General features: G+C 42.1%; 29 protein-coding genes and 1 pseudogene. 12 read left to right on the forward strand and 18 right to left on the reverse strand.

Annotation, left to right across the window (positions count from 1 at the left end; genetic code table 11):
* Positions 1-93: 93 nt before the first annotated feature.
* The 7 genes and pseudogenes from HWQ38_RS34020 to HWQ38_RS34050 form a co-directional block, all read right to left on the reverse strand.
* Complete coding sequence (locus tag HWQ38_RS34020; protein WP_292802838.1) at positions 94-1,113, reverse strand: ABC transporter ATP-binding protein; 1,020 nt, start codon at positions 1,111-1,113, stop codon at positions 94-96.
* A 135-nt stretch (positions 1,114-1,248) separates the two neighbouring features.
* Positions 1,249-2,226, reverse strand: coding sequence for a choice-of-anchor A family protein (locus HWQ38_RS34025; protein WP_292802841.1), 978 nt, complete (start codon positions 2,224-2,226; stop codon positions 1,249-1,251).
* Positions 2,227-2,433: 207 nt separating this feature from the next.
* Complete coding sequence (locus HWQ38_RS34030) at positions 2,434-3,903, reverse strand: aminotransferase class I/II-fold pyridoxal phosphate-dependent enzyme (RefSeq protein ID WP_292802844.1); 1,470 nt, start codon at positions 3,901-3,903, stop codon at positions 2,434-2,436.
* A gap of 120 nt (positions 3,904-4,023) precedes the next feature.
* Positions 4,024-4,164 carry a hypothetical protein gene (locus tag HWQ38_RS34035; protein WP_292802847.1) on the reverse strand — a complete coding sequence of 47 codons (141 nt, stop codon included), beginning with the start codon at positions 4,162-4,164 and terminating at the stop codon, positions 4,024-4,026.
* 284 nt (positions 4,165-4,448) lie between these two features.
* A pseudogene (locus tag HWQ38_RS40680) lies at positions 4,449-4,826 on the reverse strand (recombinase family protein); the annotation flags it as partial.
* Between the two features lie 68 nt (positions 4,827-4,894).
* The gene (locus tag HWQ38_RS34045; RefSeq protein WP_292802849.1) at positions 4,895-5,491 is read right to left on the reverse strand and encodes an NAD(P)H-dependent oxidoreductase; all 597 of its coding nucleotides are present in this window, start codon (positions 5,489-5,491) and stop codon (positions 4,895-4,897) included.
* A gap of 33 nt (positions 5,492-5,524) precedes the next feature.
* On the reverse strand, positions 5,525-5,842 hold the full coding sequence (locus HWQ38_RS34050; RefSeq protein WP_292802852.1) for an aldo/keto reductase: 318 nt from the start codon (positions 5,840-5,842) through the stop codon (positions 5,525-5,527).
* Positions 5,843-6,426: 584 nt separating this feature from the next.
* Between HWQ38_RS34050 and HWQ38_RS34055 the strand changes: the two genes are divergently transcribed.
* A complete protein-coding gene (locus HWQ38_RS34055) occupies positions 6,427-6,687 on the forward strand; it encodes a DUF4926 domain-containing protein (protein WP_292802855.1) in 261 nt (86 codons plus the stop codon).
* 59 nt (positions 6,688-6,746) lie between these two features.
* A complete protein-coding gene (locus tag HWQ38_RS34060; protein ID WP_292802858.1) occupies positions 6,747-7,454 on the forward strand; it encodes a M15 family metallopeptidase in 708 nt (235 codons plus the stop codon).
* Positions 7,455-7,459: 5 nt separating this feature from the next.
* On the opposite strand, the gene HWQ38_RS34065 is transcribed toward HWQ38_RS34060, so the two are convergent.
* Together HWQ38_RS34065 and HWQ38_RS34070 are read right to left on the reverse strand one after the other, a co-directional pair.
* A complete protein-coding gene (locus tag HWQ38_RS34065) occupies positions 7,460-7,933 on the reverse strand; it encodes a TspO/MBR family protein (protein ID WP_292802861.1) in 474 nt (157 codons plus the stop codon).
* Positions 7,934-8,022: 89 nt separating this feature from the next.
* The gene (locus HWQ38_RS34070) at positions 8,023-8,496 is read right to left on the reverse strand and encodes a TspO/MBR family protein (RefSeq protein WP_292802864.1); all 474 of its coding nucleotides are present in this window, start codon (positions 8,494-8,496) and stop codon (positions 8,023-8,025) included.
* A gap of 687 nt (positions 8,497-9,183) precedes the next feature.
* On the opposite strand from HWQ38_RS34070, the gene HWQ38_RS34075 reads away from it, so the two are divergent.
* On the forward strand, positions 9,184-9,339 hold the full coding sequence (locus HWQ38_RS34075) for a hypothetical protein (RefSeq protein WP_292802867.1): 156 nt from the start codon (positions 9,184-9,186) through the stop codon (positions 9,337-9,339).
* Here HWQ38_RS34075 and HWQ38_RS34080 read toward each other — a convergent pair whose 3' ends face one another.
* The 4 genes from HWQ38_RS34080 to HWQ38_RS34095 form a co-directional block, all read right to left on the reverse strand.
* Positions 9,340-9,780, reverse strand: coding sequence for a hypothetical protein (locus HWQ38_RS34080; RefSeq protein WP_292802870.1), 441 nt, complete (start codon positions 9,778-9,780; stop codon positions 9,340-9,342). It lies immediately after the preceding gene.
* A gap of 680 nt (positions 9,781-10,460) precedes the next feature.
* On the reverse strand, positions 10,461-11,138 hold the full coding sequence (locus HWQ38_RS34085) for a response regulator transcription factor (RefSeq protein ID WP_196527287.1): 678 nt from the start codon (positions 11,136-11,138) through the stop codon (positions 10,461-10,463).
* A 110-nt stretch (positions 11,139-11,248) separates the two neighbouring features.
* Positions 11,249-12,223 (reverse strand): GTPase Era, encoded by a 975-nt coding sequence (era, locus tag HWQ38_RS34090; RefSeq protein WP_292802874.1) that lies wholly within the window; start codon positions 12,221-12,223, stop codon positions 11,249-11,251.
* Between the two features lie 334 nt (positions 12,224-12,557).
* Positions 12,558-13,685, reverse strand: coding sequence for a succinylglutamate desuccinylase/aspartoacylase family protein (locus tag HWQ38_RS34095; protein WP_292802878.1), 1,128 nt, complete (start codon positions 13,683-13,685; stop codon positions 12,558-12,560).
* Between the two features lie 160 nt (positions 13,686-13,845).
* Here HWQ38_RS34095 and HWQ38_RS34100 point away from each other — a divergent pair, with 160 nt between their 5' ends.
* The 6 genes from HWQ38_RS34100 (at position 13,846) to HWQ38_RS34125 (ending at position 17,664) form a co-directional block, all read left to right on the forward strand.
* Positions 13,846-14,070 carry a hypothetical protein gene (locus HWQ38_RS34100; protein ID WP_292802881.1) on the forward strand — a complete coding sequence of 75 codons (225 nt, stop codon included), beginning with the start codon at positions 13,846-13,848 and terminating at the stop codon, positions 14,068-14,070.
* The gene (locus HWQ38_RS34105) at positions 14,033-15,469 is read left to right on the forward strand and encodes a CHAT domain-containing protein (RefSeq protein ID WP_292802884.1); all 1,437 of its coding nucleotides are present in this window, start codon (positions 14,033-14,035) and stop codon (positions 15,467-15,469) included. Before HWQ38_RS34100 ends, HWQ38_RS34105 begins: the two co-directional genes overlap by 38 nt.
* Positions 15,470-16,189: 720 nt before the next feature.
* Positions 16,190-16,480, forward strand: a complete 291-nt coding sequence (locus HWQ38_RS34110) for a hypothetical protein (RefSeq protein WP_292802887.1) — start codon at positions 16,190-16,192, stop codon at positions 16,478-16,480.
* 47 nt (positions 16,481-16,527) lie between these two features.
* Positions 16,528-16,791 carry a hypothetical protein gene (locus HWQ38_RS34115; protein ID WP_292802889.1) on the forward strand — a complete coding sequence of 88 codons (264 nt, stop codon included), beginning with the start codon at positions 16,528-16,530 and terminating at the stop codon, positions 16,789-16,791.
* Positions 16,788-17,207, forward strand: a complete 420-nt coding sequence (locus HWQ38_RS34120) for a PIN domain-containing protein (protein ID WP_292802892.1) — start codon at positions 16,788-16,790, stop codon at positions 17,205-17,207. The genes HWQ38_RS34115 and HWQ38_RS34120 overlap by 4 nt, the downstream gene beginning before the upstream one ends.
* Before the next feature lie 19 nt (positions 17,208-17,226).
* The gene (locus HWQ38_RS34125; RefSeq protein WP_292802895.1) at positions 17,227-17,664 is read left to right on the forward strand and encodes a hypothetical protein; all 438 of its coding nucleotides are present in this window, start codon (positions 17,227-17,229) and stop codon (positions 17,662-17,664) included.
* 56 nt (positions 17,665-17,720) lie between these two features.
* Here HWQ38_RS34125 and HWQ38_RS34130 read toward each other — a convergent pair whose 3' ends face one another.
* From HWQ38_RS34130 to HWQ38_RS34140, 3 genes are all read right to left on the reverse strand, one after another.
* On the reverse strand, positions 17,721-18,359 hold the full coding sequence (locus tag HWQ38_RS34130; protein WP_292802898.1) for a histidine phosphatase family protein: 639 nt from the start codon (positions 18,357-18,359) through the stop codon (positions 17,721-17,723).
* A gap of 672 nt (positions 18,360-19,031) precedes the next feature.
* Positions 19,032-19,214: a CsbD family protein gene (locus tag HWQ38_RS34135; protein WP_292802902.1), complete on the reverse strand. Its 183-nt coding sequence runs from the start codon at positions 19,212-19,214 to the stop codon at positions 19,032-19,034.
* 350 nt (positions 19,215-19,564) lie between these two features.
* A complete protein-coding gene (locus tag HWQ38_RS34140) occupies positions 19,565-20,029 on the reverse strand; it encodes a hypothetical protein (protein WP_292802904.1) in 465 nt (154 codons plus the stop codon).
* 253 nt (positions 20,030-20,282) lie between these two features.
* On the opposite strand from HWQ38_RS34140, the gene uvrB reads away from it, so the two are divergent.
* The 3 genes from uvrB to HWQ38_RS34155 all read left to right on the forward strand — a co-directional run bounded on the left by uvrB (position 20,283) and on the right by HWQ38_RS34155 (position 22,880).
* Positions 20,283-22,280, forward strand: a complete 1,998-nt coding sequence (gene uvrB / locus HWQ38_RS34145) for an excinuclease ABC subunit UvrB (RefSeq protein ID WP_292802907.1) — start codon at positions 20,283-20,285, stop codon at positions 22,278-22,280.
* Positions 22,281-22,383: 103 nt separating this feature from the next.
* A complete protein-coding gene (locus HWQ38_RS34150) occupies positions 22,384-22,614 on the forward strand; it encodes a hypothetical protein (RefSeq protein WP_292802910.1) in 231 nt (76 codons plus the stop codon).
* Positions 22,611-22,880, forward strand: a complete 270-nt coding sequence (locus HWQ38_RS34155; RefSeq protein WP_292802913.1) for a hypothetical protein — start codon at positions 22,611-22,613, stop codon at positions 22,878-22,880. The genes HWQ38_RS34150 and HWQ38_RS34155 overlap by 4 nt, the downstream gene beginning before the upstream one ends.
* 139 nt (positions 22,881-23,019) lie before the next feature.
* On the opposite strand, the gene HWQ38_RS34160 is transcribed toward HWQ38_RS34155, so the two are convergent.
* Both HWQ38_RS34160 and HWQ38_RS34165 read right to left on the reverse strand, forming a co-directional pair.
* Entirely contained in the window at positions 23,020-23,208 is a 189-nt protein-coding gene (locus tag HWQ38_RS34160; RefSeq protein ID WP_292802916.1) for a hypothetical protein, read from the reverse strand.
* A 207-nt stretch (positions 23,209-23,415) separates the two neighbouring features.
* Positions 23,416-23,889 carry a DUF4385 domain-containing protein gene (locus HWQ38_RS34165; protein ID WP_292802919.1) on the reverse strand — a complete coding sequence of 158 codons (474 nt, stop codon included), beginning with the start codon at positions 23,887-23,889 and terminating at the stop codon, positions 23,416-23,418.
* Positions 23,890-23,929 lie beyond the last annotated feature (40 nt).

The raw sequence follows: 23,929 nt of genomic DNA on the forward strand, positions 1-23,929 counted from the left end.
GCATTGGGCATTGGGCATTGGGCATTGGGCATTGGGCATTGGGCATTGGGCATTGTAATTATTTCCATGCCCCATGCCCCATTCGCCATGTCCCTATCTCATATTCTGCTTTTTCTCAGCCTTGGGATCGCGGATGGCAACTGCTGCGAGTTCTGCATCCATCAGTGTGCGTCCTGTCGCGGCGAGATAAACGTCATCGAGGCTGGGGCGAGATTGAGCAATGCCAAATATGGGCAAGCCAGCAGTATTCAGCGCTTGCTGTATGTTAATCAGACTGTCATTCTGAGGTGTTACCACCAAGTTGAGGGAATTACCTTGAGCGCTGTTGATGATCACTTCTTGCACAAATGGCAAAGGTTGCAAGAGGTTTTTCGCTTTTTCAGCTTCTTCAATGGGGGAAAACTCGCGGATTCTCAAGGTGATGCGATCGCCCCCGACTTGATCTTTTAATTGTGAAGGTGTACCACTGGCAATCACAACACCCCGATCTATAATTGCCACGCGATCGGCTAGAGCGTCAATTTCTTCTAAGTAATGGCTGGTAATTACTACCGTTGTCCCAGAGGCGCGTAATTTTCTCAGGAATTCCCATACCACAAAACGGGTTTCTATGTCAAGCCCTACAGTTGGCTCATCCAATACCAAAACATCTGGTGAATGGAGCAATCCAGCAGCCAAGTCTAGGCGCTTGCGTAAACCGCCAGAGTAGGTTCCGGTCTTTTTATTAGCGTATTCTTGCAAACCGAGTAAATCTAATACTGTCTCAATGCGCTGTTTAGCGATCGCGCCTGGGAGGTGATAAAGTGCTGCTTGTAATTGCAGTAGTTCTTTTCCAGTCAACACCTTATCTATAGCGACTTCCTGAGCTACATAACCTAGTCGTTGTCTTGCTACTCTCGGATTATCCAACACAGAGATCCCAGATACTTCGATTTTGCCAGCATCTGGTGTGGTCAGTGTACACAAGGCACGCAAGGTAGTGGTTTTACCAGCACCATTGGGGCCTAATAAGCCAAAGATTTCTCCTGATTCTACCTGAAAGGAAACATCTTGGACGGCGACTACCGTGCCATAGCGTTTTTGCAGATTTTGAATTAAAACGGCGGGAGCCATGACAGCTGATCCCTTACTATACAAATCTCAATAAAGTCTATCTTTATTGTAGAAGGTAGAAAGCAAGGAAAGAGCGCATGAGCGAAAATCTGTAAGCAAGTTCGCGTCATACGCTATGCTGGCAAAAATTTCTGATTATTTTAAGCAAGTTGCTTGATTGCGTTTGTGGCGAAATAAACCAAATACTACAGCCATTAATCCTAAACCTGGAAGATTTGCAGGCTCTGGAACCTGAGTATGAGTGGGAGGCTTAGTGTAGTACTTAGTTGGCAGATCCGGCAGATCACCATTAAATAGATAATTGTGAGACTCACCATTTCCTGTCAAAGAAGCTACCACCACGTTGCCGTTAACTTGACCGTTATTGAAATTGAAATTAGCTAAAGGCGCAAGAATACTACCTAGTATGCCAACCCCACTGGCAGTTATGTTTGTCGCTTCATAGAAGTTGTAGATTACCTTTTGTTTATCTGTACCAAGGATATTGAACCCAAAGTTTTGCAGCGACACATCCTTACCACTGATATTGACAACAATAGTCGAATTTGCATCCCCACTGATTTGAAAACTGCTTGCCTTGGAGACAGATGAGCCTGCAAGATTAAAAACATTCAAAGCAGTACCACTGCCAGTAAGGTTAATAGCACCCCAAGATTGAACTGTTGTTTTACCAGTAGGAGTTAAGGTTGCCAAATATTGAGATAGCCCTCGCAATTCTTTCCCTGCTTCATTGAAGTCGATGGGATTACTCTTGCTGAGAGTTCCCTGTGGAAATCCCTCATTGCTGGACACATTGGCACTACCTCCGTAGACAGCATTACCGTGGTTGACTTGACCGTTACTCAGAGTTAAGTTTTTTCCAGCTACTACTACGTTGCCGCTATTGTTAGAAAGTTTACTTCCGAGTCCGCCCATGAAATTCACGTTACCGCCAGCAGCAAGTTTTCCTTCAATATCTGTATATTGTTGAGAGATATCTCCTAAAACAAATACATTGTAATCAGAGGCAGCGCCTAACTCAACGGCATTCGCTCTTGCTGAGAAACCCAGCGCTAGAGTGACTACAATTGGAGCTACTACTACTCCCCAAACATCATAGGTTTTTGATTTCATCTTTTGATTTATGAATGAATCATCAACATCATCCTACGGGTATAAATCAAAGATGACATGAGTCTGCTACCTATTTTCATTGAAGTTTCATAACTGGCACAATTAGTGTGTTTTTTTACTTACATTCTCCATTGAGCCGCAGATTTACTGTTGACTGCATTAATTAAATGTCTATCAACAACAATTCAGGAGTTATGAGTTAGCAGGTTATTTCACAACTTTCAAAGTTTTCAGGGTAGTGTCATTGCAACCACTGATAAATCCCCCCTTTGCCTGAATTTGTTGCAGGTAATCAAGGACAGATTTGGTGATGACTTCTCCCGGCATTAACACGGGAATTCCTGGAGGATAGGGACAGACGATTTCGGCACAGATGTGTTTATTAGTCTCTATCAAAGGTAGTATTTCACTGACAGCAAAAAAAGCTTCACGGGGAGAACAACATAAAGCATGACACTGCGTAGTGAAAAGATCCTGCCAAAGATGGCTTTTAACAGTCAAGTTGGTTCGGCGATATTCTTTGGCAAGGGTGGTAAAACCTTGGACTAATTGCTCAATATCGGCTGAGGTGTTGCCCAAACTAATGATCAACGTGAGATGTTGCAGTGAGGCGAATTCAGCAGTGACAGCAAATTTTTCATCCAGAATTTCATCTGCTTCAAATCCGGTTAAGCCTAAACCAGAAACTGTGACAGTTAGCCGCGTTTTATCTAAAGCCAGAAAGCCGAGAGATGCACCCAACCGAGGCATTTTCAAAACTGATAATCCCGGAATTTCACTGATTCGGGTTCTAGCTTCCTCAGCAAGTTGCAAAGTGCGAGACATCAGTATTTTTCCCTGGAGTGCCATTTGCTGACGCGCTGCATCTAAAGAAGCTAAAAGTAAATAACTAGGACTGGTAGATTGTAGAAGTTGCAAAGCTTTACTGATGCAATCGCCATCTATCCGATTACCTTGGATATGCAGCATCGATGCTTGTGTCATTGCACCGAGTACTTTGTGGATGGATTGTACAGTTAAATCGGCACCTGCGGCTAAAGCTGGAGTGGGTAATTCTGGATGAAAGGCAAAGTGTGCGCCGTGTGCTTCATCTACGAGTAGAGGGATATTATATTGATGTGTAATGCTAGCGATCGCACTCAAATTTCCACAAACGCCGTAATATGTGGGGTAAACTGTCAACACTGCTTTCGCGTCGGGATGTTGTTGGAGTGCAGATTCTACAGCATTGGGCGTGATGCTGTGGGCAATATCTAAAACTGAATCATATTCAGGATTGAGAAAAATTGGTATTGCACCAGAGAGAATTAAACCAGCGATCGCAGAAGAATGCACATTCCGAGGCAAAATGATTTTATCTCCTGTGCCACAGGTAGCGAGAATTGCCGCTTCAATCCCACAGGTAGAACCATTTACAAGGAACCATGTTTGCGAAGCACCAAATGCCTCAGCCGCCAGTTGTTGTGCTTCTTGAATAACGCCTTGGGGTGCAAAGAGATTATCTAAATCTGCTAATTCGGTTAAATCAGCGCGAAAGATTTTTGTGCCAAATAAATCAGCCAAGGGTTGAGCAATGCCTACACCTCGTTTATGTCCTGGGGTGTAAAAAGGCGCATGGGGTCTTGCTGCATTGGCTTTTAAGGCATCTAATAGAGGTGTTTGGTTTTGATTGAGCATTTAAATAAAACAAACCGTTAATGATAAAATTTGAAGTCTGTTAGGGCATATTCATAGACGATGAAATTACCCAACGGCGAGCAAGCAGAGATTTCTACGCAAAAGCTCATAGGTTATTGTCTAAACCCAGAACATCCGAGCGTCAAGAAACTTCGACAGCACCGACTCAATAATCACCTCAGTAACAGGCTTGACTGCGACTCGGTACGCAGCTTCCAAAGCTAGTGTCAAATGTTGTTCGATTTGTAGTGGAGTCCTCAACCGCGCAGCAAGTAATTCAATAGCTTCAGCATCCAATATGTCACTGATGGGAATATCAGACATAGTACATTCTGATACCAGCCATTGGATATATTCTCGTTGATTGCCGACAATACCCTCCAAAGAGAAAACCGTTGCCCGATACCCAATTTCGTCCATCGTGGGACGGCGCAAATCATTTTAATCACTTTTTTGTTGAGGGTCTCAGTTAGCAGTGCATTGTGACTGGCAACGACTGGGCAACCCGTCGAGACGTTGCGTTTAGCTGGGTCAAGGGCTTTTGGTCTGCCTCCCCTATGACCGCGCGATCGCGCTGCTACAAGTCCAGCAGTTGTACGTTCGCGGATTAAGTTACGTTCAAATTCCGCCAACGCACCGAACAGATGGAAAATCAATCTGCCACTCTTATTTGTGGTTGTTATGGATTCTTGCAGGCTAGAGAGTCCAATTCCCCTCTCATCTAATATGGACATGATCTCAATCAGGTCTTTGAGCGACCTACCCAGGCGATCCAGCCGCCATACTATGAGGACATCACCAGTCCGCGCTACCTCTAATGCTAGGGTCAGTCCTGCTCTGGTGGCTTTTGCACCGCTTATACGGTCAGAGTAAATCTTCTCACAACCAGCAGAAACCAAGGCATCCTTTTGCAGGTTCCTTATTACTGAGTATCGACCGGAACGCCAGTTTCCATCTCCGGTGCAAGCGAGCCACGAATTGAACGCGAGAACTATGTTCCAAAGGTAGCCGCCAGGTGTTCCCGCAATTTTGTGACATTACCTTCAAAATTTGGTGCCTTCATGACATCATGACAGGAAAAGGATGGCAGAATTTCAACACCGCAGAACTTATAGTTAGCGGTGTTAAAGGCAAAAACCTCATCTACGGTTTTTCCTTCAAACAAAAGCTGCTCCGCATTCCCGAACGCCTCTTTGGGGGCGTTCCAGGTTAGGGAAATCATGTATTTCTTGCCATGCATTTTGCCGCCCGACCCATACTGCCGTGTCGGGTCTTTTCGCGTCCTGCCGTCCCCATCCAGGAAACTCCCTTGAATCATTCCAGCCGTGAATACCTCGTCCACATATTTCTTGTATATCCAAGGCGTTCCGAACCAATACACGGGCGATTGCAGAATAATGATGTCTGCCCAAAGGTGCTTTTGCACCTCTGAATCAACATCGTAGCCTTGCTCGATGTCGGTTTTCTGAACCTCGTAACCCCGCTTTTCCATGCTTTCCCTGATAAGGGCGAGCATGGCCTTGTTCAGGCTGCCGGAGGAAATACCTTCATAGAATTGGTGCGCGTTTATGAGTAGTGCTTTTTTCATTATTAAGTCCGATCAATCTGCGCCATGTGTTTTTCAGACATCGTTGTGCCGTGAACTGTGATTTTTAGACAAGGCTACATCAATCTCACGAAGGTCTTCAGGCGTTAGATGGACATTGAGCGCGCCATGATTTTCATTCAAGTGATCTATGTTGCGCGTGCCAGGGATTGGAACAATGAACGGCTTTTGCGCTAACAGCCACGCCAGCGCAATTTGAGCGAGCGTTGCATTCTTCTTTTCTGCATATTTTCGCAGCAAATCGACAACCGGCATATTGGCAGCCAGATTTTCAGGGAAAAAGCGCGGGAACTCAGAACGGAAATCCGTTTTCGGATCGAACCTATAATGCAAGCATTTTTAGAATTTTTTTAAGAAGGAAGAGGACACAAGAGAGGTAGCCCAAGGGTTAGAGAAAGGCGCTTCGCGCAGCTTGCCCCGTCTTGAATAAATTATTGAAACTCATATAGAGCTAACGTTTCAAGAGACAGTTTTGAGAGATAAAAACGACCAAAACCTTGGCATCAAATGATGCAAGGTTGATTCTCTCAAAATTGGTTGTTTATTTTACCATGCTTGTTGCAATTAATTCGACATTGAAATTCAAATATTTTCTTGAATTAGTTGCAGCATTTTTTAAGTAAACTGCCAAACTACTGTTTGACGAGACTTTCGGTTAGTTGCAAATAATCCTGGCTGGAACGGATGATTGCAGGTTGGTTGCATTTAATCCTGGCTCCGTTGCAAATAATCCTTAATCCTGGCTGAAACACAATTATAGTTGCAAATAATCCTGCTTTGAAAATACCTTGATTGCAGGTTTGAGCGATTAGTATTGCAGGTTGTTACAGATACAGACGGAATCAGGCTGCGGACAATCTGGGAAACTACCGCTAATAATCTTTATCCACGTTTGATTACTGCATTTCTGAAGTTAAATGAAAAAAATTAAACTTTTGGATACTATTGCTACACTCAAGCCTATTCCCATTGAGAGATTACAACTAGTGGAAGAAGATTATACTTCTATCAAAAGTTTACCCAGAGGGCAAGTTGGAACAATTGTAGGAGTGTATGAGCAAGAAGAAGAATATCATTATCTAGTCGAGTTTGCTGATACCCAAGGCTGTGAATATGCAATGGCGACTTTGAGAGCAGATGAAATCTTAGTTTTACATTATGATTTGGCAATTGCCTAAATTTTTACACAGAATGCTATGCTTGGGTTAAAATCCGTAAGTCCTGTGTGGCTGACTAGATGAGGGCTTATCATCAAATCCCAATTTTCGAGTGTGGTGAACCGCTAATAGAGATTCCTTTAGAATTATTTGTGGTGGAATCTCCCCATCCTTATGAAAAATTAGGCGCTACTTATGGCGATCGCTCTCCCTATTATCTCCGTCAAAGCGTGATTGAAAATTTGATCCAAGCCCAAAGTTATCTTGATTCGCTGCATCCTAACTGGCGTATCCAAATCTTTGACGCCTATCGCCCGATCGCAGTCCAGCAGTTTATGGTAAATTACAGCTTCGCGCAAGCAGTGCAGGAGAGGGGACTGACTGAGGTGGAGTTATCACCAAAGCAACAGCAAGAGATTTGGGAAGCCGTCTATGCAATTTGGGCTGTACCAAGTTTAGATGAAAAAACTCCCCCTCCTCACAGTACAGGTGCGGCGGTAGATGTGACGCTGATAGATGATGCCGGGCAAATAGTGAATATGGGTTCGCCAATTGATAAAATGTCAGAGCGATCGCATCCCGATTATTATGCCAATAGCCACCACTCACAAGCACAAAAATATCATGCTCACCGTCAGCTATTGCGAGATGTCATGTTAAAAGCCGGCTTTCAACGCAATCCCAGAGAGTGGTGGCATTTTTCTATTGGCGATCAAATGTGGGCTTGGCTGAATAATCAATCGAATCCAGCCAATCCTGTCACCGCACGTTATGCGCGTCTTGCATAGATGGGTTATGCATCTTGAGGGTTTAACTCCTTTAACTCGTCAGTGGTGTAAGTACCAATAGGAGTCCAAATTAGATAGGGAAGGAGTAACAGCGCCGCCATTAGAGAAATCGGCAAAACGCAGATTGCTAGGAGAATGGCTAAAATTAAACCGGTTAGTCCAAGAATTTCCCCAGCTTTGAGACTGCGAAACCTCAACATTATAGGAATGTAGGCGACGGTGATAATTTCCACTAAGAGGTACAAAGCCATTAGTAGCCAAGTAATTATGCCTCCTGGATTTTTTTCCCAGACAACATAAGCTGAAGCTGCACCGGAAATAAAAATCACAGTCCAGATGACCGGAATTAGCGGCTCAAAAACTAGCCAGCGAGGGCGACTTAACCGTGCGAACCATTTAACATCACGCGGCGTAATCAAGAAACTACCAAGGGCAATGAAGAAAGTTACAGCCCCAATTATTATCCAAGATGGAATCATGATGCACTCTTGCCTGTGTATTTTGTCAAGTCATACACTGCAAGTTTGACAATTTTGGGCATAGTTTGAATCATTCGCTGGTGCGAATCTTAGGCATCTTGAGGATTGAGACTGATCATCTGCCAAGTGGTATAAGTACCAATGGGACTCCAAAGGAAATAAGGAACTAGTAACAATGCTGCCCAACCAGAAAAACCTAAGACTGCAAGTATCAACAAAACACAAATGATAAAACCTGTGCCACCAAGAATTGTACCCACTTTCAGACTGCGAAGCTTAAACATTACAGGCGTATAGGCAATGGTAATAATTTCTAAAAGCAAGTATAAACCCATGATTAGCCAAGTTGAGGTGCTTCCTGGGTCTTTTTCCCAGACAATATAAGCTGACCAAGCACCGCAAATAAATATTACAGTCCAGATAATTGGAATCGCACCCTCAAAAGTTAGCCATCTCGGTCGTTGTAAGCGCTTGAACCATTGGCGATCGCTAGGCGTAATCACGTTAGCCGCCAACGCAACTAAGAAAGCCACACCCCCAATCACCATCCAAGATTTAATCATGCCCGTTATTCCTTTATAAGCCCTATCTATCGCTTAATATCACTCTTTATAGTGTAATTTTGTCAATTTAGTTGCTAATTACTTATCATCCCTGAGTTTGAAACCTTCAGATCATTTGGCAGAACCTTGTAGCTATTTTCGTCTAAAATAGACCACGCGATCGGGGCACAGCAATGCTCATTGGTGTCAACTTAAGCGAAAAATCGCTTATCTGTTGGCTGACACGCCCGCCTGGAACTAAAGTTCTTTGGCTTTTAGCTAAAGTCTACTAAAGTAGACTAAAGATTTTTCAGATTATTTAGTCATCTTGAGATGACTTGAGCTATTAGCAAGGAACTTCAGTTCCTTGTGGGACATGGGTTTTACGTTAAGTTGACACGGATGAGCTTTTTCTGTGCCCCTACGACATATCTGGTTCAAATACATGAAGACTGCTGTAAATATATGGGCATTGCAGAAGGCAAGAAAGCTTATATAGCAATCCTATTTGATTTCGTTCAAATCACAAGACTTAGCTCCCCGACTTCTTATAGAAGTCGGGGAGCTCGTTGTTCATGAATGATTAAGTAGGGCTATACTGAGTAGTCAATTTTGAGTCCTGAGTAAATTATAACGAGTATCAGAACTCCATTAATCAGTTTTTGATACTCGTGAACAATGATCAGAATCTCAAGATAGAAAGGCGAGATGACAGCATTTAAAGTTTTACAGGCGGTTCCCAAGGACAGAAGAGATTTCTTGATAAAACTAGGTTATGCGATCGCTACCATTTTAGAGGCGATCGCACTGCAATTTCTCAACTCTGCGGGAGCTTGCTACAGCATGACATTTTACACAGTTTAGCTATGAGCCGACAGTGACGTTGTAAGACAACTCAAAGGGCTTGAAACTAGCTCCAGATTTGGGAGTACCGGTTAACTCCAATTCATAAGCTCCTACTTTGGGAAATATGATCTCGGCTCCGGGAATACTTTTATATTGCTTGGTTGATACATTATGTAAAGTGGGCTTCAGCAATGGAGCATCAGTTTCTTTGTGAGGTTCAGGGTAGACAGCCAACTGACAGTTACATTGTGTCAGGGGGATTAGTCGCCCGCCTTTATGGGTGAGGACAATCCAAACATGAGCAGTTTTGCCAGCTTGAGGATTATCATGGGGTTCAATATGCAGCATCCCGCCTACGTCCCCAGATACCTTTTCGGTGTGGGCATTAACTGGTGTAGCAATCAGAACCGAAATTAATAATAGCCATCCCAAATTCTTTTCTAGAGTAAAGTTGAACATAGAGTTTCTAAAGAGTAAGCGAAGTAGGCAGGGCTGACTGGGGAAAGGCAATTAAAGGAAAATTAAAAGATTTTTGATGCTATTTTCCACCAGTATTTAAAAACGATAATTTTAAAATAATAGTTGTGTCAAAAGACAACCTGTCAAACTTTGCCCGAAAATTCCTTACCAACTACTAAGGCTCAATCCCAACTAAAAACTCCTTGACTCCTGATCTTCTACCTAAATATCTAACTTAAAGGCAGATTAGCTTATTACTTATGATAGTTATTAGAACCACTTGGATGAGTCAAAGTAGTTAGAGTGAAGAGTCAAACTAAATATACTTAGTATCTGAGGTTCAAAGCATGGACTCAACAGGTAAGGTTCAAATTGTGGACTCGTCCTGGTACGTCCCAGTGCCGTTAAAAGAGTATGCAATGAGCCGAGTCACTGTCTACTTTTTTAATGACGGTTGGGTTCCAATTAAATATTGTTCTTTGCAAAAGGCAATTTTGCTTCACCAGAAGGCAAATTTAGAAGGCAAGGAAATTTTATTATTTCCTGTTAATTTAGACCCTAATCAATTCGGGAACTTTTTTAAGTAAAATGCCTTGAGGTAGACCATTTTTCCAAAATATTGCCAACAAATAAATCGGCTATAGAGGCGTACATATGTACGCCTCTACTTGTAAATGGGATTAAACCAATCCAGAACGCAGTGCCACAACTGCTGCTTGCACGCGATCGTCTACTGCTAATTTATTCATAATCCCCCGGACATGAGTTTTGATGGTGTTGGGACTGAGATAGAGCTTTTCGGCAATCTCTGGGTTACTCAATCCGTCTACCATAAGTTTCAACACTTCTAACTCGCGCCCAGATAAGTTGGCGTTGTTGCTGGTGGGTGAGGGCGGTTTGAGATTATCAATTACTCGCCGCGCAATTTGGGGATCGAGATAGGCTGCACCATCAACTGCGGCTGCGATCGCACTTAACAATCGTTCCACACTTGCACCTTTGATGCAATAGGCATCTGCACCGCTAGATAGTGCCGCAATAATTTCTGTCTCCGTTTGATGAGATGTCAGCATCACCACATGAGTTGCTGGCAGCGCCGCCTTAATTTGCTGTGTCGCTGCAATGCCATCCAATCGCGGCAACCCAATATCCATAACCACCAAATCAGGTTTCAGTTGCAGTGCGGCTTGAACTCCCAAATAACCATCTTCGGCTTGTCCAACAATCTCCAATTGAGGATGAGCCATTAACGATTGCTCTAATCCCAATTGCATCATCGGATCATCTTCGACAATTAACACGCGCAATGGCGGAGCATTGGCGGGTAAATTTAAGGGATAGCGAGTATCTAAAGACATTTTTATTAGTTAGGACGCAGGAGGCAGCAAGCTAGAGTAATTAGTTTTTACTAATGACAAATACTTCGACTTCGCTCAGTACAGGTGACCAATGACTAATGACTAATTTTTTATTCTTCCACGCGATAGCCTAACTCTGCTAAACTCACCCGTGACTGTCGCCATTTTGGCTGGACTTTGACAAATAATTCTAGGTAAACTTTACCAGCGATTAACTTTTGGATTTGTTCGCGGGCTTCACTACCAACTGCTTTGAGCATCGCTCCGCCTTTGCCAATGAGTATGCCTTTTTGGGAATCGCGCTCGACGTTGATAGTAGCAAGTATACGGGTAATGCTGGGAGTTTCTTCTACTAGGTCAATGGCGATCGCTACTGAATGGGGTACTTCTTCACGAGTCAATAATAAAATTTGTTCTCGGATCAATTCACCCATAATAAAGCGCTCTGGCTGGTCAGTTACCAAGTCTGGGGGATAATATAATGGCCCAATTTCTAAATGTTCAATTAATAATTCTTGAAGTTCTGGTAATCCGGCACTAGTCTTGGCAGAAAATTTCACGATTTTCCATTCATGGGACTTGGCTATCTGGGCGTAACTCTCATCTATAAACTGATAATCGGGCGGTTGTTGGTCGGTTTTGTTGACACCCAGAATCACCCGTGTTTTGCTGCGACTGAGCAAATCGACAATATAGCGATCGCCTGCACCACAAGCCACGGCTCCATCTACCACAAACAGCAATACATCTACCGATTCAATCGCAATTTTGGCATTTCGCACCAACACTTCCCCCAATTGATGATGGGGCTTATGAATTCCTGGTGTATCTACAAATATTAACTGCGCCTCTGGTGTCGTTAATATACCGCGCAAACGGTTACGTGTTGTTTGTGCGATCGGTGATGTAATGGCAATTTTTTCTCCTACCAATTGATTCATCAAAGTAGATTTACCGACATTAGGACGACCAACAATGCCGATAAAACCTGACTTAAATTCAGGAGGAGCCTGTGGAATTGTGGCTTCTCCTGAAAAAGAGAAGTTGTAATTATCAATACTAGTCACCTTTGGCTCCACCCTCATATTTTACAGCTGGTATAACTTGATTCTTTCTTAGACACAAAATAAGCATAAAAACACCCTAGCATTTTCGGGGATTGCTTTTGCTTAGGTTTAATCTACTACTGGCTCTACACTTATATTTTACAGCTGAGACAACTTTGTTTCGTTTTTAGACACAAAACAAACATAAAATCACCCTGACATTTTTAGCGATTATTGTTGCCGATGTTTAATATGCTACTAATTTTGGCTTAAGTATGGTACTTTAGTTAACACGGCTCGTATATTATTGAGTGCTGAGTTAAAAAACTCCTAACTCCTGTACAGAGGCGATTAATCGCGTCTCTCCTAACTCCTAACTAATAACTCCCAATACAAACTCGCCTTCATTCACAGCTTGATTGGTTGCGACATCATAAACCAATCCATCTTTTTGAGCGCAGACATCAATTACACTGGGTAATTTACCTTCTTTATTAAAACTGAGAATTTGATAGAGTTTTTCTCCAGCTTTTACATAACTACCTAATTCTATTCTTGATTGAATCATGCCGCCTGCGATCGCATAATATTTTTTCCGGTTGCTGCTAGATACAAAAGTCATTTCATGGGTTTTTGTGTCATCCGATAAATCAGGAATCTGCAATACACCTTTTTGCGCTAAATAGTTTTTCACACCGAGTACACCTTTGGCAACTGAATCAGCGTTCATTTGCATTCCTGTTCCTAATTCTAGTGTCCAAGCTTCCACATCAAACTTGATTTCTCTACCCAAATCTTTAAAACAAGCTTCCAGTGCTAACCAAGGTTTGATAAAAGCTTCATCAAAAGCATCACCATCGTATTTATCAAGTAAGATTCCAAAATCAAGCCCGAAGTATTTTGCACTGTCTTCTCGATTTCGGAAGTAATAAAGATAGTCTAAAGCTTGATTGGTAGAACTATGTAAGTCAATTAAGTAGTCGGCATCTAAACTCAGATTTTGTAGTTTATAACTAAAAAGCTCAGTGTAGGGTACACTACCGGGAGAATTAATTTTTTCTAAAGTTTTGGCAAATTCTTGCTTAATTATAGTTAGATAATTTTGTCGAACGACCTCTAAATCAAGATGAAGTTTAGATTTAGTAAAAGCTACTAAATCATCAGCTTTTTTCTCGTAATCCCAAAATATGCGATTCCAATCTTTCGCTTCATAAACGCAATAACGTCCAGGCGAAAAATGATGCGATCGCTCATTAGTACCCATTGGATTACAAACGGGAACTAGCCAAATTTCTCCAGCTAAATTTGAATCATTTATTGTTAAAAAAAACTCAATTAACTGATGAATAACGGCATTGCCAGCAATTTCTGCACCGTGGAGATTAGATTGAATGTAAACCTTTTTACCAGCTTTGGCGCCGATGAATTTGTAAACTTGTAAGTAGAGGCGATCGCCTGAAGCCATTTGACGTAATACAATGCTTTCAATAACTGGCAGCATAAAATAATTCAGTGATGATTTGAGTAAATTATCGCTTGATATGTACTGAATTAAAAGCCATGAAAACTCAATCTTCCTCTCTGCGCCTCTGCGTGAATTACTTAAATAAGCTAGCATCAAATTACCCAGTAACCAGCACAGCAGCAATGGTAAAAATTGGTTGCGAATCACACATCAAAGCGAAACAATCCAACTTTCCTGGCAACGCGGATATGAGAGTCCTCGCCTTGCGCCAGAAGTCCGATTTCAGCAACCCTTCGATGAAGAAAACGCAGCTGAGTTGCGCTGGTATTTAGAAGATTATTTAAAGTTTCCTTACGGTATTTTTCCAGATAACGCTGTAAAAATTGAACAAAAATTACAGCATTGGGGACAACAGCCTTAAGGTATTGCGTCCCCCTAGCTTGAAAAAGTTTGAAGCGGAACTGCAAGCGAATAAGGGTTTTTATCATATCGTCCATTTTGATGGACATGGGAATTTTGACAGCGAGACACAGGGAGTTTTAGTTTTTGAGGATGAACAGGGAAATGAGCAAGCTGTCAGCGCTAGGGAAATTGCCCAATATTTAACAGATTGCCGTGTGCCAATTTTTGTGCTGAATGCTTGCAAGTCTGGACAAGTAGGCGTGGCGGGACAGTTGGTGAAATTGGGGGCTAAGGGTGTGGTAGCAATGGCGTATTCAGTTTACGCCAAAGGTGCAGAACACTTTATTGGGCGGTTGTATGGGGAATTAGTCAGGGGAGAGTGTATCGCCACAGCAGTTGCAGCAGGGCGGAAGTCCATGTCTATTGACAAAATGCGCCCCAGTCCCAAAGGAAATTTACCTTTACAAGATTGGTTAGTGCCGGTGTTGTATCAGCAGGAACCTTATACGCCTTTTGTTCCTCAAAAGACAGCACCCAGTTTTACCGATTTGATGGCGCAAGCAGACAACACCCCAGAAAGCAGCAAGGCTGTAGGTTTACCTGATGAAAGTGCTTATGGTTTTATTGGGCGGGATTATGAGATTTTGCGTTTAGAGAGAGCATTTCGGCAAAATCATCTGGTTTTGGTGCAGGGAATGGGCGGTGTTGGTAAAACTGAGTTAGCCGCAGGTTTCGCCAGATGGTTGGATGACACTCAAGGACGTACAGGCGGTATGTTCTTCACCTCCTTTGAACAGGGTGCGGGGTTGAGTCAGGTAATTAACCAAATTGGTAGGGCGTTGGGAGGTGAGAGATTTTCCCAAATGATGCCAGAACAGCAAGACGCGGTGGTGCAGCAATATCTGCAAACTAATCCTTGCTTATTGATTTGGGATAACTTTGAACCTGTCAACGGTTTCCCTACGGGGAATGAACCATTATTGAGTGGGGAAGAGAGAAACAAGCTGAAGCGGTTTCTTAAGGAATTGCGGGGTGGTAAATCTTGGGTATTAATTACCAGTCGCCGCCAAGAACCTTGGTTAGATTGTGGGTATAGTTTAATCAACTTGCGGGGGTTGTCTCAAGCGGATGCCCAAGAGTTAGCCGCGAAGATTTTGCAAACGGTGGGTGTGGAGAGAAAGAACCTACCAGCAGAGTATTTGGAATTGTTGAAATTGTTGGGGGGACATCCGTTGTCTTTGCGGGTGGTGTTACCGCATTTAAAGATGCAGACACCCGTGCAATTAATTGAGGCGTTGCGGCAGGGGTTAGATACTTTTAGGGGACAAGAGGAAGAAGGGAGAGAAAAATCTCTTACTGTGTCGTTGGATTATTCCTTTGCCACAGTTTCAAGTTATTTGGCGCGAGGCGACGGGTGAAGAGTGCGCTGGAGAGGTGCGCGAGGCAATTTGGACAGCGCTGGATCAGCTAGGTTGATTCAGATCCCCGACTTCTTAAAGAAGTCGGGGATCTCGCAGCTTCTCAAATAAGTTTTATTTAAGCATTGCTTGCGATCGCACAAAGCGCACTACCCTAAAGAGCGATCGCATAAGCTTTTGTCAAAAAGTTGTAATGTTAAGGCTTAATGTCGTAACGTTAAGCCTTAATCTTATGACGCTGGTGATTAATGTTGTAATGTTAAGGCTTAATGTCGTAACGTTAAGCCTTAATGTCGTAGCGTTAAGCCTTAATGTTATAGCGTTAAGGCTTAATCTCGTAACGTTAAGGCTTAATGTTGTAATGTTGGTGACGACAAGACATTCACTTATAACTGCGATCGGTTGATTCAAGAACTAATAAATTCTCTCTAGGTAATTTTCTAGGAGATATCGATTCTGGTAAATAGAATGTAGAAACCCAACACCTCAAAGTCTTGTAATTGTTGGGTTTCACTCCGTTCAAACGCCACTTCACTCAAGTCGGGAAACCCGCCCACATGAGTGGCTCCCCAACCTACGCACTACGCACCTGTTTTATTTTTTTTGGAATTGGTATTAATCACGACAAGGTAGTTATTCAGAAGTGCGATGTCTAGGTTGGGCTACGCCTACGCAATATTTACGCAGTGTTTTATCCTAGAAACAAAAAGGGGCAAAAGTATGCAAGCCTACAAGCTCAATGCCACAATAGATGAATCAGGTCATTTAATTATTGACGAACCTCTAAATATTGTTCCTGGAAAGGTGGAAGTGATTATTTTGCAGCCAGTTCCATCCTTGGAAAGTTCTACAGAAACCACTACTGAGTCACAGCCAGATAAGCCGAGAAGAAAGGTTGATTGCTCAATTACAATTTTAAGAGAGTGGCTTGAAAAGACGGAACCTGCTCCTCATGATTTTGACCCAGACCAAGCCAGGTGGGAAGCTTTGAAAGAGAAACATAATCTGTGAAATTACCCAAAATATCATTTAATTAGATGTAAAATAGGAAAACCAATATGCAAGCCTACAAATTAAACGCAACAATTGATGAATTAGGTCATTTAATTATTGATGAACCTCTAAATATTGCTCCTGGGAAAGTGGAAGTTATCATCTTACAGCCAACCGCAACGACTACCACAACTCCCCAACAACCCAAAAAACGAGAATACAAAGTCCAAGCCTTAAAAGACTTGCTTGAAAGTGCCCCACCTACACCACCAGACTTTGACCCAGACCAAGCCAAGTGGGAATATTTAAAGGAGAAGCATAACTTGTGAAGGTTCTGATAGACACCAACATTATTGTTGATGTAGCACTTGACCGCGATCGTTTCTTCATAGACAGCGAACAAGTTATACGCTTTGTGGAACAGCAAGAGATTGAGGCCTATATCTCAGCATCCACCTTTAGCGATTTATATTACATCATCCGTAAGTCCAAGGGTCATATCTGGACACTGCAATTTTTACAAAGAATGGCGACACTTTGCCAAGTCGCCACAGTAGACAGTACCACAATTAATATGGCATTAACTGCTAACTTTAGAGATTTTGAAGATGCTATTCAATACAGCACTGCGGCACTCAATCATTTAGATGTTATTATTACTCGCAACCCTAGAGATTTTCCAGTTGCTACTCCCAGAATTATCACACCTGAAGAGTTGATTCAGGAACTAACAAATACTCCATAAATAATTAAGTCAAATATATATGAATGCCCAATTAACCCCTGTCGAAATCCAAGAACTTCAGCAACTTCTCGCAAACGACACCCCAGCGCAACAAGCACTTACTACCCTACAGCACCACAACGGGAATCTAGAAGCTAGTTTTGATGCACTCTGGCAAGAGAAAGTCGGCAAAACAGATTATAGTAGGGGCAAAAAATCTCTCTTACAACTCACCCTCGACGAAATCCGTGCGGAAATCTGTGGCGATGATGGTTTACGGGGCAAAATTAAAGAATACACTAATAACCCTGGTAGTTCTTCTCTGCTCAATAGTATCATTGGCTCACTGGTTGCCGTTGCAGCAGTACATGGAATACCGATTGATGGTGCGATCGCCACAATTGTCGTGTTATATATTCTAAAAATTGGAATAAACGTTCTCTGCAAATACACTGAGCCAGATAGCCAGGCAGAGTAAGGGTAAAAATAATAATATTGTACAGACGCGATTAATCGCGTCTCTCTTACCTCCCCTCACGTTCCTGGTAAATTTCGCAAATGCTCATCCAAATGAGTCCGGTCTGCCAAAACCTTTAACAGCGGCCCATGTGAGGTAAATTCTACAATACTGACCGAAGCAACAGGGCATCCCAAACGAAAACGGAAGCGTCCCACATCAATCCCCAGTAAACTAGACAGAATAATTCTGATAGTTGCCTTGTGGGAAACCACTAACACATTGCCACTAGTGTAATTTTGCTTGATTTCTTCAATTACTTGCAAGGCACGAGAGGCAATTCTAACAGCCATTTCTCCACCAGATGGAGCATTCCAAGCCGGATCTGCTGACCAGCGAATATAATCATCGTGATATTCACGGCTAATTACTTCTGGGCTTTTTCCTTCCCACTCGCCATAATTGATTTCCTTCAAACCATCTCTGAGTTGTGGTTCTATCCCTACAGATGCAGATAAAGGTTTTGCTGTCAATACAGTTCGTCGCATTGGACTACAAAATATTGCTGTCCAAGGAATAGAACTATATGCGTCAGCAAACGCCTTTGCCATCTCCAAGCCTTCTGGGGTAAGTTCTGAGTCTATTGAACCGCAAAAGGCATTGTTGCGACTATATTCTGTCTGTCCGTGACGGAGGAAATAAATAGTTAGGTTCACCGTATACTCTCATCGATTTTGAATTTCAAAGCGCTAATAATCAGATGTAATTGAAGATAATTAATGCCCGTGCTATAGTACTATAATTTGATGAAATTTTAAATAATTTTCAGATCAAACAAAATTGCGTCACCCATAGCGAGTCTTCCCTGTGACACCCTGTTTGCGTCCCTTGCGTCACCGCCTGTCATAACTATCGCTATTCAAAGAACAGGCATTAGTGGAACGCCAGATATTATAACTTTTCCTAATCAAATGAGTTCATCATAGCCCCCTCCTCGCTTGCTCTTAGGGGGTTGCGGGTGAGGGTTCTCGTAACTTACAAGGGCTGAGAACCGCTATAAACCAATTTTCAGTGCGATCGCCTTTTCTAATCCTGACTCCATTTGGCTCTTAGGAATCCGATCTGGATGTAAAGTTTTAAAATGTGAATTTAATAATAGAGTTGAATTATCTTAATAACTTTTTTAAAATTATGTAAAATGTAGAGACGTAATTAATTACGTCTCTACATAAATCCTGACAATCAAGCGATATACTATTCTCTTCTCTACTTCTTGCTCAGAGAATCTGAAAAGAGTCTAGCTTTAGTCTCGAACAACTCATATTTTTTTTCAAAGCTGAGATATATCCCATATATCCCTACAGTTTCTGCAAAAAAATTATGAATTGTTAGTCAATGCTTTTCTTCACATTATCTTTCACGTCTTCAATACCGTGACTTACTTCGCTTTCAGCTTGCTTTGCTTTACCTTTCGCTTTATCTTCTGGATCTCCAGTGATATTTCCTAATGCTTCTTGGGCTTTACCTTCAACATTTTTAGCAGTTGCTTTGGCGCGATCTTCTATACTCATTTTGGTACTCCTGATTTTCTGGTAAGTTCATTTCAAAGCTCTAAACTCACTTTGAAATCCTTTGTTATCACCTTTACACAGTAGCTTAAGGTTTTTGCCCAAGCCTTCCACCACAAGGCAGATTAAATAATTCGGAATTCGGAATTCGGAATTCCGAATTAAGAAAGGTAGTTGTAATCAGCGTTCTGGCTGTTGGGTGAATGTAAATTAAAGCCAGGACAGCTTAGTTGTCTATGCTAAAAGACATAGAATAATTGCAAATATCGTCATCTCTAGTTTTGACTCTTGAGCTAAAAAAACCAGTTCCGTATAGAAACTGGGTTAATAAAGTTATAAGGATATTGTTTTATCTAATCTAAAAAACCCATCAGGCTTTCAGAATTGTCAACCTCATTTGCTGCTATTGGACGATTACCAAATGTTGAATAGCTTTCAGAAATTACCAATGAACTTGAGCCAATTGGACGAATCCCAGAGAGATTTATACTTTCAACGACTTCAAATGTATTAGCACCAATTGGACGAATACCCATTGCGTTATAAGTTTCAACGACTTCTAACGTACTGGTGCTAACCGGACGTACCCCAGCAATTGAGAGGTGTTCAGCAACTTCTAAGTCGCTAGCGCCTATGGGACGAATTCCAGAAATGGCGAGTGTTCCAGAAGCTCCAACTGGCAGTTCATTAACTTCATCGACTTTATCAGCATTCAAGCTCTGGTCTTTTTGATTTTCAACTTCCTCTGTAGTTTCCCCTTGAGACTTGGCAGACTTTTGCCGAGAACTGGTTTCTTTGCCAGTGCTGCTAATAGTCATAAACGAATACCTCTGATTTGTTAATTGAATTTTACAATAATTAAGGAAAGATGAAATTTTTTTCCATATACCTTAGAGTTTAACCTTAAAAAACCTCATATAGATATAAGAATCTTTAAATCTGATACATAAGTAAATTTAAATTAATAATTTTTGTAAAAAGTTATTACTATTTATTTGGTCTGATCAGCCAGCTACAATGGATACAGGGCGAAATCGTCACCATGAGATCGGGTATTTCCAGCAAAACTGTATGACAGAATTTTGTCTTCAAGCTCCCTTTAGTCCCACAGGCGATCAACCACAAGCGATCGCCCAACTAACCGCTAGTATCCAATCAGGCAATCGTTACCAAACTTTACTAGGTGCCACTGGAACTGGCAAGACGTTTTCGGTAGCAGCAGTTATTGAGAAAATTGGCAAGCCTACTTTAGTTCTGGCGCATAACAAAACCCTCGCTGCACAACTTTGTAACGAGCTGCGGGAATTCTTTCCCAACAACGCAGTCGAGTATTTCGTCAGCTACTACGATTACTATCAGCCAGAAGCGTATATTCCCGTTACCGATACTTATATTGAAAAAACAGCAGCGATTAATGATGAAATAGATATGTTGCGGCATTCAGCGACGCGATCGCTTTTTGAACGCCGTGATGTGATTGTCGTTGCTTCCATCAGTTGCATCTACGGTTTGGGAATGCCAGCAGAATATCTGAAAGCTGCCATCCCTCTACAGATAGGTATGGAAGTAAATCAACGCCAAATTTTACGGGATTTGGCAAATGTTCAATATAGCCGCAACGACATAGAAATGGGTCGGGGAAAATTTCGCGTCCGGGGCGATGTCTTAGAAATTGGCCCAGCTTATGAAGACCGGATTATTCGTGTCGAATTCTTTGGTGATGAAATTGACGCGATTCGCTATATTGATCCGGTGACAGGTGAAATTCTCAAAAGTTTAGAAGCAGTGAATATCTACCCTGCACGTCACTTTGTCACGCCAGAAGAACGATTAGAAGTAGCTTGTAACGACATCGCCGCAGAGTTAAAACAGCAAAAACTAGACTTAGAACAAGCTGGGAAATTATTAGAAGCGCAACGCATAGATCAACGTACACGTTATGACTTAGAAATGCTGCGCGAAGTAGGTTATTGCAACGGCGTTGAAAATTATTCGCGTCATTTAGCAGGAAGACAAGCCGGAGAATCGCCAGAATGTTTAATTGATTATTTTCCTAAAGATTGGCTATTAGTTATCGATGAATCTCACGTTACTGTGCCCCAAATTCGCGGGATGTATAACGGCGACCAAGCTAGAAAAAAAGTTTTAATTGAACATGGATTTCGTCTTCCTAGTGCTGCTGACAACCGTCCTTTGAAAGCAGAGGAATTTTGGCAAAAGGTGAATCAGTGTATCTTTGTTTCCGCAACTCCCGGAAATTGGGAATTAGAAGTTTCTGAAGATCATGTAGTTGAGCAAGTAATTAGACCAACTGGCGTAATTGATCCAGAAATTTCCGTGCGTCCCACAGAAGGACAAATTGATGATTTGTTGGGAGAAATTAAAGATAGAGTTGACCTGCATGAGCGAGTGTTAATTACCACATTAACTAAGCGGATGGCGGAAGATTTAACCGAGTATTTGCAAGACCACAGTATTCGGGTGCGATATTTACATTCAGAGATAAATTCAATAGAGCGCATTGAGATTTTGCAGAACTTGCGCGAAGGTACATTTGATGTATTAGTTGGAGTGAACTTGCTGCGGGAAGGTTTGGATTTACCCGAAGTTTCCTTAGTAGCAATCATGGATGCAGATAAAGAAGGTTTCTTGCGAGCCGAACGTTCCTTAATTCAAACTATTGGTAGAGCCGCGCGTCACATCCGGGGACAAGCGATTATGTATGCTGATAATTTGACAGGCAGCATGATTAAAGCCATTGATGAAACAGACAGGCGGCGTGGGATTCAAATGGCACATAATCGACTGCATGGAATTACACCGCAATCGATTATCAAAAAATCAAGTAATGCGATTTTGTCTTTTTTAGATGTGTCTCGGCGGTTGAATGCAACTGACTTGAAAGTAGTAGATGAACATTTAGATGAACTGCCATTAGAACAGATTCCCCAATTGATTACTCTGTTAGAAACTCAGATGAAAGAAGCGGCGAAGAAACTGGAATTTGAAGAGGCGGCAAAATTGCGCGATCGCATTAAACATCTGCGGGATAAAATGCTGGGACGTTAGCGTGAATCTTATGCTCACCAGTATTCACCTAATTAGTGTTCAACTTGCTAGCAAGAAGCGATAATAGATAAGATACCATTTACGTTTTAAAAGTGTGGTAGCCATGACTGAGTTACTTGAGCGTGCGATCGCCCAACTGAAAACTCTACCTGTTGATGAGCAGGATGCGATCGCTGCTCGTCTCCTTGCCGAAATGGAGGATGAGCGAGCATGGAAGGCTCAGTTTGAATCTACAACAGATGCTCAGTGGGATCGTCTAGGTGATATGGTACGGCAGGAAATTGCTGCTGGCGACATCACTCCTCTAGCTGATGTTTTTCCCTCTGAGCAATGAAATCAAGTGTTACGAAGGTATTTCGCAAGAAACTTGATGGGCTGACTGCATCAGTTCAAGAGCAAGCTGCCAAAGCCTATGCTCTTTGGCGTTTAGACCCTTACCACAATATTCTTCAATTCAAACGAGTTAGCCAGCGCCAACCAATCTATTCGGCTCGTATTAGTTTAGACTACCGCGTTCTTGGCTTGTTGCAGGATGATCACATTTACTGGTTCTGGATTGGCGGACATGCAGAGTATGACGAGTTGCTTCAGAGGTTGTAACGCCAGCAGCCTAACTCGTTAGCTTCTCCATGCGCGTAGGCGTAGCCCCTCGTAGACATCGCTATTCGGGAATTATTGCGTAAAGTCTAGGAGGCATCGCATTAAGCATTTGCGCGATAAAATACTAAAGTATTAGTGCTTAGTCAGAGTAGCAATTCGGTAGATGTAGAAATAGCGATCGCCCATTTATACCGACAAGTGCAGTTTGAAACCGAAGCCACCGAAAATTGACATGATAGATAGTCAATACCAGTGAGCGATCGCAATCAACCACCTGATGTACACGTTGAGCGCGACAAGGACGAAGCCAAAACTTGGCTTGAACCATATCTGACTCCAAAGTAATAGAGGGTTTAGCTAAAAAAGGTAGATTCAAACTGATACAATCCCCGAATCAAAGTCTCTCGTTCCCATCAAGAGTATGGGAATGGCTGATTAGAGGCTGCTGCCTCCAGTTAAATATTGAGTCAGAATTGAGTCAGAGACTCAATGAATGCATTCCCATACTCCGTATGGGAACGAGGAAAATAGTGTCTTACTCTAGCTCATACATCTGCTTATGTTTGGCTAAAAGCTCTTGATATTTCTCATTTGTCTTTGCTTGTACCCACTTGGCTTTAAATATTGCTGCTGATTCCGCTTTAACTGAATCTACTTCATAGGGAAGAACCTCTTTTTTAGAGCTTGAAGTTTCCGAATTTTGTTTATATTTTCTGCCGCTTTTATGATTAGCGTAACGGCGAGAGCGAGTATAACCCATTTGGATAAACTTTCGTGCCATATCCGCGCCGACAAAATCATCTTGTTCTAGATATACAAGAAAAAGCTCGTAAATTTTCTCACTCGACTCTCTAGCAATATCAGGAGTTTTGAACCGCCAATAGGGAAGAATTTCTGATTTGTATGGTTCTACCAAAAGTACACCCTGCTCACCCTTGCCAACACGATAGAGTTCAGGATGTTGGCGAAAATCGATATTTTTAAAGTCTAAAGAATAATCAAATAACATGATAGATTTTTATTATGAATAATAAACTTTAAGAAAAAAG

Origin of the sequence: Nostoc sp. NMS7 (assembly GCF_017115085.1) — a bacterium.
Classification (GTDB): Bacteria; Cyanobacteriota; Cyanobacteriia; order Cyanobacteriales; family Nostocaceae; genus Nostoc.